This window comes from Streptomyces sp. NPDC057654 (assembly GCF_042800135.1).
GTDB lineage: Bacteria > Actinomycetota > Actinomycetes > Streptomycetales > Streptomycetaceae > Streptomyces.
In genome coordinates this window covers 1-8719 of sequence record NZ_JBHVHQ010000318.1, presented here as the reverse complement: position 1 = coordinate 8719, position 8719 = coordinate 1, and the positions used below count along the sequence as shown (strand labels likewise).

Sequence of the window (8719 nt, the reverse complement as noted above, 5' to 3'; positions counted from 1 at the left end):
GCCCCGCCCCCCGCCGTCACGCGGCCGGCGGCTGTCCGACCAGTTCGCGCAGGACGTCCTCCATCGTGACGAGACCGGCCAGCCGGCCCTCCTCGCCGATGACGGCCGCGATGTGCGTGCCCGTACTGCTCATCGCCGTGATCACGTCGTCCAGCGGCGTCGCGGCCCGCACCCGCGCGATGGGCCGCACCCGGTCGACGGGCAGCGGCAGATCCCGCGGCTTCGCGTCGAGCGCGTCCTTCACATGCAGATAGCCCAGGATCCGGCCGCCCGCGTCGATCACCGGGAACCGTGAGAAGCCCGACTCGGCCGACAGCCGCTCCAGCCCCTCGGGCGTCACCCCGATCCGCGCGGACACCACCCGCTCCACCGGCAGCACCACGTCCCTGACCGGGCGGCGGCCCAGTTCCAGGGCGTCCCGCAGCCGTTCGGTGGCCCGGTCGTCCAGCAGCCCCGCCTCGCTGGAGTCGGCGACCATACGGGCCAGTTCGTCGTCCGAGAAGGTGGCCGCCACCTCGCCCTTGGGCTCCACGCGCAACAGCTTGAGCAGCCCGTTCGCGAAGGCGTTGATGGCGAAGATCACCGGGCGCAGGGCGCGCGCCAGGCCCACCAGCGGCGGCCCGAGCAGCAGCGCCGTGCGCACCGGCTCCGCGAGCGCGATGTTCTTCGGCACCATCTCGCCGAAGAGCATGTGCAGATACGTCGCCACGGCCAGCGCGATGACGAACGAGATCGGATGGATGAACCCCTCCGGCACGCCGACGCCGTGGAACACCGGCTCCAGCAGATGCGCGATGGCCGGCTCCGCGACCACACCGAGGATCAGCGTGCACAGTGTGATGCCGAGCTGCGCCGCCGCCATCAGCGCCGATACGTGCCGCAGCCCCCACAGGACGCTGCGGGCCCGCCGGTCGCCGTCCTCGGCGTGCGGCTCGATCTGGCTGCGCCGCACCGAGATCAGCGCGAACTCGGCCCCGACGAAGAAGGCGTTGACGACCAGGGTCGCCAGGCCGATCAGCAGTTGGACCGCGGTCACCGGCCGGCCTCCTCGTCGTCGTACGCGTCACCGGCGGCGAGGAGCGGCGCGGTCAGCCGGACGCGGGCCGCCCGGCGGCCCGTGGCGTCCATGACCTCGATCCGCCAGCCCGCCGTCTCGACGGTGTCGCCCTCCGCCGGGATGCGGCCGAGCTCCGTGGCGACCAGCCCGGCGAGGGTCTCGTACGGGCCGTCCGGCGCGCGCAGCCCGATCGCCTGGAGCTGGTCGGTACGGGCCGCGCCGTCCGCGTCGTACAGCTCGCGCCCCTCGGCGTCCGTGCCCGCCGGGGCCAGGTCGGGCGTCTCGTCGGGGTCGTGCTCGTCGCGTACCTCGCCCACGACCTCCTCGACGATGTCCTCCAGCGTCACGACGCCGGCCGTGCCGCCGTACTCGTCGATGACGACGGCCATGCTCCGCTTCCCGGAGATCCGGTCCAGCAGCCGGTCCACGGTCAGCGACTCCGGTACGAGCAGGGGCTCCCGCAGCAGCGAGGCCACCGGGTGGCGGGGCCGCCGCTCGGCGGGCACCGCCAGCACGTCCTTGATGTGCGCGACGCCCACGACCGTGTCCAGGCTGCCCCGGTACACCGGGAAGCGGGACAGGCCGGTGGCGCGGGTCGCGTCGGCGACGTCCTCGGCCGTGGCCTGGATGTCGAGCGCCGTGACCTGGACGCGCGGCGTCATGACGTTCTCCGCCGTGAGGTCGGCGAGGTTCAGCGTCCGTACGAACAGCTCGGCGGTGTCCGCCTCCAGCGCGCCCTCCTTGGCGGAGTGGCGGGCGAGCGCGACGAGCTCGCGCGGGCCGCGCGCGGTGGCCAGCTCCTCGGCGGGCTCCAGGCCCATCCGGTGCAGCACGCGGTTCGCGGTGTTGTTGAGGTGCCGGATCAGCGGCCGGAAGAGGGAGCTGAAGGCGCGCTGCGCCCCCGCGACCCGCCGGGCGACCGGCAGCGGCCGGGAGATCGCCCAGTTCTTCGGCACCAGCTCGCCGACGACCATCAGGACGACCGTGGAGAGCACGGTGCCCAGGACGAGGGCGGTGGAGGAGGCGGCGGAGGCCGGCAGTCCGGCCGCCTTCATGGGGCCGGTGAGCAGCGTGGAGATGGACGGCTTGGAGATCATGCCGATGATCAGGCCGGTGACGGTGATGCCGAGCTGTGCGCCGGACAGCTGGAAGGTGAGACCGCGTACGGCCTTCAGCGCGCCCTCGGCCTTGCGGTCGCCGCGCTCGGCCGCCCGCTCCAGCTCGCCGCGCTCCACCGTGGTCAGGGAGAACTCGGCCGCCACGAAGACCGCGCACGCGAGGGTGAGCAGCAGGGCGACCACCAGGAGGATCACTTCGGTCATCGGTTCACCTCCGTCCCATGATCGGGCAAGGGCGGACGGATCGCTCGATGTCGACTGTTGGGACTACTGGGAGGCTCGCCCATGGACGGACGCTCACACCTTTCACAAGAGGATGACAGTGGGTGAATCATCCATGGTAAAGGACGGGCAAAGCGCGCGAGGGTGTCACAGCGCCCTGGCGGTGCAGCGTTGCCGCGCCTCGGCCGTTCAACGGCCCAGCGGCTTCGTCCAGCGCCGCCACTGCTGCTCGCGCGCGTATCCCGCCGCACCCCAGGCGCGCTGCGCCACCGTGTTGTCCTCCAGGACCATCGCGTCGCCGCGCCGCCCGCCCAGCTCCACGAACCGCCGCTCGGCAGCGGCCAGCAGCGCGGTGGCGATGCCCTGCCTGCGGGAGCCGGGGTGGACGGCCAGCCGGTACAGCGAGCACCGCCAGCCGTCGAAGCCCGCGATGACGGTACCGGCCAGCTCGCCGCCGACCTCGGCCAGCAGCAGCGACTCGCTGTCGCGGGCCACCAGCCGGGCCACCCCGTCCCGGTCGTCGCTGATGCTCGTACCCTCGGCGGCCTCTTTCCAGAAGGACAGCACGGCATCGAGGTCGGCGGGGCCCGCGGCCCGTATTCGAAGATCGCTCATGCCGGTATCCCACCACCGGACGCGCCGCGCGGTCGAACATCTTCCCCGCGGCGCACGGCGGCGCACGGCGGCGCACGGCCGCCGGACTGCGGGTCTCCGCGGTCAGGCGCCCCGCAGCTCCTCGATCACGGGCCCGAACGCCTCCAGCGCCGGGTCCAGCACCGTGAAGTACGAGAAGCCGAACCGGTCCCGGTGGGCGCGCAGCTGCTCCGCCATCTCCTTCACGGAACCGGTCAGCAGGGCAGGGTGCGCCAGCACGTCGTCCTCCGACAGCCCCGGCAGCCGCCGCATGGTCTCCCGCGCCTTGGCGCGCCGGTCGGCGACGACGTCCACCGCCTGGACCAGATAGTTCAGCTCTGCGGGTTCGGTCCGTCCGGCCCGGCCGGTCCGTTCAGTCCCTCCGGGCTGCTCGGCCAACTCGGCGGCGAATCCCTGATAGGCCGTCACCCGTTCCTCAAGCGCGTCCGGGCTGATGAGCGACAGCTTGCCGGACGCGTCCTCACGCGCCCCGGTGAACGCGGCGATGTCCGCGTGGCGGGCGGTGAGCCGCAGCACCCGGTCGCCGTTGCCGCCGAGCAGCAGCGGCGGGCGGCGGCCGGAGCGCGGTACGTGCTCCGGGTCGCCCAGCAGCCGGTCCAGCTCGGCGACGGTGCGCTCCAGCTGGTCCACGCGCTCGCCCCGCGTGCCGAACGGGAGCCCCGCGCTGTCGTGCTCCGCCTTCACATAGCCCGCGCCGAGCCCCAGCTCCAGCCGCCCGTCCGTGAGCAGATCGGCCGTCGCGACCTCGCGGGCGAGCAGCGTCGGATTCCAGAACCCCGTGTTGAGCACGAACGTGCCCAGCCGCGGCCGTTCGGTCGCCTCGGCGGCGGCCACCAGCGCCGGGAACGGCGCGGGCATGCCGAGATGGTCGGGCAGGAGCAGCACGTCATAGCCCAGCGCCTCGGCCTTGCGGCACTTCTCGCGCCACTCGGCGGCGGCGCCGATCGTGAGCATGTTGACGCCGAACCGGAACGGCCTCGCCATGTATCCCCCAGATCACGTAGATCACGACGGACGGATCGTGACGGATGGACCGCGACGGGCCGGTGAGTCACCGCGGCGGACCGCCGTAGGGGCCCGCGGCAGGGGCCCCGCCGAGGGAGCCCGCCGCCCTCCGTGCGGCCGAACGGTACGCGGCTCAACCTCCCCCGCACCAGAGGGCGTTGAGGGGAAGCGGCGTCAATGCGTCGGACGCCTGGCCTTTCCCAGCACGCACGGCGAGGAGGGGACGCGCGTACTGCCCTCCGGGACCCGCAGCCGTCGGCACGAGACGATCTCGAACCCCGCCGCCTCGATCGCGCCCAGCACGTCCCGCGACGTGTGGCAGCCGCCGAACAGCAGCGGCCACACTGTACGGTCCACAGCGCGCTGCACCGCCGCCTGCACCCGCCCCGGCGCCAGCCCGTGCTCGAAGAACCGCAGCTCCCCGCCCGGCCGCAGCACCCGCATCACCTCGGCCAGGGACCGCCCGACATCCCGCACGGAGCACAGCACCAGCGACGTGACCGCCGCGTCGAACGCCTCGCTCTTCACCGGTAGCGCCTCCGCCGCCCCCGGCACCACGTCCACCGGGACCTCGGCCCGCCGCCCCGCCTGGAGCGCGGCCTGCCGCAGTCGCCGCTCCGGCTCGATCGCGACCACTTCGGAGACGGTGCCCGGATAGTGCGCGAAGTTCAGCCCGCTGCCCGCCCCGATCTCGATCACCCGCCCGGACACGCCCGCCAGCAGCTCCCGCCGCCGCGCGCCCACCCCCGCCCGTACGTCGGCGATCGGGCCGACCTTCTCGTAGACGCGCGCGAAGAGCGGGTGATGCACGGCATCACGTGGGATTTTCCTGGTGCGCCCGGTCATGGCGACGGCCTTTCCCCGTAGATACAGCAGCACAGCGGGTACAGCTGTACGAGGATTCTGCCCGCGCCGCGCCCCTTCCAGCCGTCGCCGGCCCGGTGGGCGGAAGGGGACGCGCCGGTGGGAGGGAAGGGAGGCCGTCCGTACGACCGTCCCGTCCCTTCAGCCCCGCTCCGCCCCGAACCGCCCCGCGTCCCACGTCCCGCCCAGCTCCGGCGCGAGCCAACTCGCCGCCGCCGCACGGAAGTCGGCCGGGTCGAGCGCGGCGGCGCGTTCGGGGAGGGCCCCCAGCAGCGGCGCGTGGGCAGACTTCGGGAAGTCGGCCAGATTGCACCGGGCGGCCAGGTCCGGGGCGTCCGGCCAACTGCCGATCACCACGCCGTGGCAGCGCAGCCCACGGGCCCGTAGCGCCTCGGCCGTGAGAGCCGTCGCGTTGAGCGCGCCGAGCCCGGCCGGGGCCACGATCAGGACCGGCGCGTCCAGCAGGCGCGCCGCGTCGGCCAGCGTCGCCCCCGACTCGTCGAGATGTACGAGCAGCCCGCCCGCGCCCTCCACCAGCACCAGGTCGTGCTCGGCGGCCAGCTTCCGGGCCGTCCGGTCGATCTCGTCCGGCCGTACGGGCGTGAGTCCGGCCCGGCAGGCGGCGGTCGCCGGGGCCAGCGGCTCGGGAAAACGGGCGAGTTCCACCCCCGTCACCGGCCCGGCCAGGCGCAGCACCTCCGCGACGTCCCCGGGCTCGTCCGCCGCCACGCCCGTCTGCGCGGGCTTCAGCACGGCTGCCGACCTGCCCCGCGCCCGCGCCACGGCGGCCACCGCCGCGGTGGCGACCGTCTTCCCGATCTCCGTGCCCGTCCCCGTGACGATCAGCACCGGCATGTTCTCGACTCCCCGTTCGCGTGGGCCTGTTGGATTCGTGACGGCCGCTTCGCCGGCCGTGTGGAGCGGGCTTCGGTTCAGGCGGCACGCGCGGCGGCGCACACCGCCGCGCCGACGCGGGCCAGGTCGTGCTCGTCGATGATGTACGGCGGCATGGTGTAGAGCAGGTCGCGGAAGGGACGCAGCCACACCCCCTCCCGCGCCGCCGCCCGCGTGGCGGCCGCCATGTCCACCTCGTGGTCGAGCTGGACGACGCCGATCGCGCCGAGCACCCGTACGTCCCGTACGCCCGGCAGATCCGCGGCCGGGGCCAGGCCCTCGCGCAGCCCCGCCTCGATCCGCTCCACCTCGCGCCGCCAGTCCCGCGCGAGCAGCAGGTCGACGGAGGCGCGGGCCACGGCCGCCGCCAGGGGGTTGGCCATGAACGTCGGCCCGTGGGCGAGCACCGGGACCTCGCCCCGCGAGATGCCCTCCGCCACCCGCGGCGTGCAGAGTGTCGCCGCCATCGTCAGATAGCCGCCGGTCAGCGCCTTGCCGAGGCAGAGCACATCGGGCGTGATGCCCGCGTGCTCCGTTGCGAACAGCCGGCCTGTACGGCCGAACCCGGTCGCGATCTCGTCCAGCACCAGCAGCACGCCGTGCCGGTCGCACGCCTCGCGCAGCACCCGCAGATACGCGGGGGAGTGGAAGCGCATGCCGCCCGCCCCCTGCACCACCGGCTCGACGATCACCGCCGCCAGCTCGTCGGCGTGGCGCGCGATCAGACCCCGCAGATGCTCCGCGTACCCGGCGTCCAGCTCCGCGCCGAACCCCGCCGGGGGCGCGTCCGCGAAGACCTGCCGGGGCAGCGCCCCCTGCCACAGGCCGTGCATGCCGCCCTCCGGGTCGCAGACGGACATCGGCTGCCAGGTGTCCCCGTGGTAGCCGCCGCGCCAGGTCAGCAGCCGCTGCTTGCGCGGTCTGCCGACCGAGCGCCAGTACTGGAGGCACATCTTCACGGCGACCTCGACGGACACCGATCCGGAGTCGGCGAGGAAGACGTGTTCGAGCCCGGCGGGGGTGATCTCCACCAGCCGGGCCGCGAGCCGCACGGCGGGCTCGTGCGTGAGCCCGCCGAACATCACATGGCTCATCCGCTCCAACTGGCCGCGCGCCGCCGCGTCGAGCACGGGATGGCCGTAGCCGTGGATCGCCGACCACCACGACGACATCCCGTCGATCAGCTCGTCCGCACCCCAGGCCGGCCGCGCGAGCCGCAGCCGCACCCCGGCCGCGGACTCCACGACCAGCGGGTCCTGGCGGCCGGGCATCGGACCGTACGGGTGCCAGACATGCCGCCGGTCCAGGGCCAGGAGCCGGTCGGGGGCGAGCGGCTCAGGCATTGGGCGGCAGATCCGTGCCCGCGCCCCGCCGCCGCACGGCGACCAGGTCCGTACGGGGGCCACGGTCCGTACCGGCGCCGGAGGGCGCGGCAGGCCCAGCGGGCGCGGCGGGCGCGTCCCCCCGGTGCGCGGGCAGCGTCCTGGTGTCAGCGCCCTCCACCTCGAACCCCGCGTCCTCGATCATCGCCAGGTCCGCGCCGCCCTCCTGGCCCTCGCTGGTCAGGTAGTCGCCCAGGAAGATCGAGTTGACCAGGTGCAGCGCGAGCGGCTGAAGGCTGCGCAGGTGCACCTCGCGCCCTCCGGCGAGGCGCACCTCCGCGTCGGGGCAGACGAACCGCACCATGGCGAGCACCCGCAGCGCGCGCCGCGGCGTGAGGTTCCACTCCCCGGCGAGCGGCGTTCCCTCCATGGGGATGAGGAAGTTGACGGGGACCGAGTCGGGGTCCAGCTCGCGGAGGGCGAAGACGACGTCCACGAGGTCCGCGTCGCTCTCGCCCATGCCCGCGATCAGCCCGGAGCACGCCGACATGCCCGCCGCCTGCGCCTGCTGGACCGTCGAGACGCGGTCGGAGAAGTCATGGGTGGTGCAGATGTCGCCGTACGTGGCCTCGGAGGTGTTGAGGTTGTGGTTGTACGCGTCAGCGCCTGCGGCGCGCAGCCGTTCGGCCTGCCCCTGCGAGAGCAGTCCGAGGCAGGCGCACACCTCGACGCCCTCGTTCCGCTCCTTGACGGACTCGATCGTGCGCGCGACGCGGTCCACGTCCCGGTCGCTCGGCCCGCGCCCGCTGGCCACCAGGCAGACCCGCTTCGCGCCGCCCGCCACCCCGGCGGCGGCGGCCTTCGAGGCGTCCTCGGGCTTCAGCCAGCTGTACGTGAGGATGTCGGCGCGCGAACCGAGCCGCTGCGAGCAGTACGAGCAGTCCTCCGGGCAGAGCCCCGACTTGAGGTTGACGAGGTAGTTGAGCTTCACCCGGCGGCCGAACCAGTGGCGGCGCACCCGGCCCGCCGCGGCCACCACGTCGAGGAGTTCGTCGTCGGCGGACGACAGGACGGCGAGGGCTTCCTCACGGGTCGGCAGCTCCCGCCGCAGCCCTTTGTCCACCAGTGTGTGCAGAAGATCCATGCTGCCGATCCTGGCCCGGATCCGAACCTCGCACTATGGAGGATTGATACAAGAGCCGTCGAGCGAGGTGTGTGTATTTCCGCACCTTGACCCCGCATCGTGAGGGCTACGTTCTATGCAAACCCCACAGAACGACGAGGTGCGGCCGATGCAGCAGGACCCGTTCGAATGGATCGACGCGCAGCACGGCCGGCGACGGCGGGCGGGGCTCGTACGGACCCTGCGGCCGCGCCCCGCCGACTGCCCGCTCCTCGATCTGGCCGGGAACGACTACCTCGGGCTGGCCCGGCATCCGGAGGTCACCGCGGCCGCCGCGGACGCGGCGCGGCGCTGGGGCGCGGGGGCGACCGGCTCCCGGCTCGTCACGGGCACGACCGAGCTGCACGCCCGGCTGGAGGAGCGGCTGCGGGGATTCTGCGGATTCGAGGCCGCGCTGGTC

General features: G+C 73.8%; 9 protein-coding genes. 1 reads left to right on the top strand and 8 read right to left on the bottom strand.

Annotation, left to right across the window (positions count from 1 at the left end):
• Positions 1-16: 16 nt before the first annotated feature.
• The 8 genes from ACFU99_RS22715 to bioB form a co-directional block, all read right to left on the bottom strand.
• On the bottom strand, positions 17-1036 hold the full coding sequence (locus tag ACFU99_RS22715; protein ID WP_384394767.1) for a hemolysin family protein: 1020 nt from the start codon (positions 1034-1036) through the stop codon (positions 17-19).
• Positions 1033-2379 (bottom strand): hemolysin family protein, encoded by a 1347-nt coding sequence (locus ACFU99_RS22710; protein ID WP_384394766.1) that lies wholly within the window; start codon positions 2377-2379, stop codon positions 1033-1035. Before ACFU99_RS22710 ends, ACFU99_RS22715 begins: the two co-directional genes overlap by 4 nt.
• A 207-nt stretch (positions 2380-2586) precedes the next feature.
• On the bottom strand, positions 2587-3078 hold the full coding sequence (locus tag ACFU99_RS22705; RefSeq protein WP_384394764.1) for a GNAT family N-acetyltransferase: 492 nt from the start codon (positions 3076-3078) through the stop codon (positions 2587-2589).
• 36 nt (positions 3079-3114) lie between these two features.
• Positions 3115-4035, bottom strand: a complete 921-nt coding sequence (locus ACFU99_RS22700) for an LLM class F420-dependent oxidoreductase (protein WP_384394763.1) — start codon at positions 4033-4035, stop codon at positions 3115-3117.
• Between the two features lie 195 nt (positions 4036-4230).
• On the bottom strand, positions 4231-4902 hold the full coding sequence (locus tag ACFU99_RS22695; protein WP_384394761.1) for a class I SAM-dependent methyltransferase: 672 nt from the start codon (positions 4900-4902) through the stop codon (positions 4231-4233).
• Between the two features lie 159 nt (positions 4903-5061).
• Positions 5062-5775 carry a dethiobiotin synthase gene (gene bioD, locus ACFU99_RS22690; RefSeq protein WP_384394759.1) on the bottom strand — a complete coding sequence of 238 codons (714 nt, stop codon included), beginning with the start codon at positions 5773-5775 and terminating at the stop codon, positions 5062-5064.
• A gap of 77 nt (positions 5776-5852) precedes the next feature.
• Entirely contained in the window at positions 5853-7157 is a 1305-nt protein-coding gene (locus ACFU99_RS22685; RefSeq protein ID WP_384394757.1) for an adenosylmethionine--8-amino-7-oxononanoate transaminase, read from the bottom strand.
• Positions 7150-8280, bottom strand: a complete 1131-nt coding sequence (bioB, locus tag ACFU99_RS22680) for a biotin synthase BioB (RefSeq protein ID WP_384394755.1) — start codon at positions 8278-8280, stop codon at positions 7150-7152. The genes ACFU99_RS22685 and bioB overlap by 8 nt, the downstream gene beginning before the upstream one ends.
• Before the next feature lie 148 nt (positions 8281-8428).
• Here bioB and ACFU99_RS22675 point away from each other — a divergent pair.
• Positions 8429-8719 (top strand): aminotransferase class I/II-fold pyridoxal phosphate-dependent enzyme (locus ACFU99_RS22675; protein WP_384394769.1); only part of this gene is annotated, 291 nt, incomplete at its 3' end.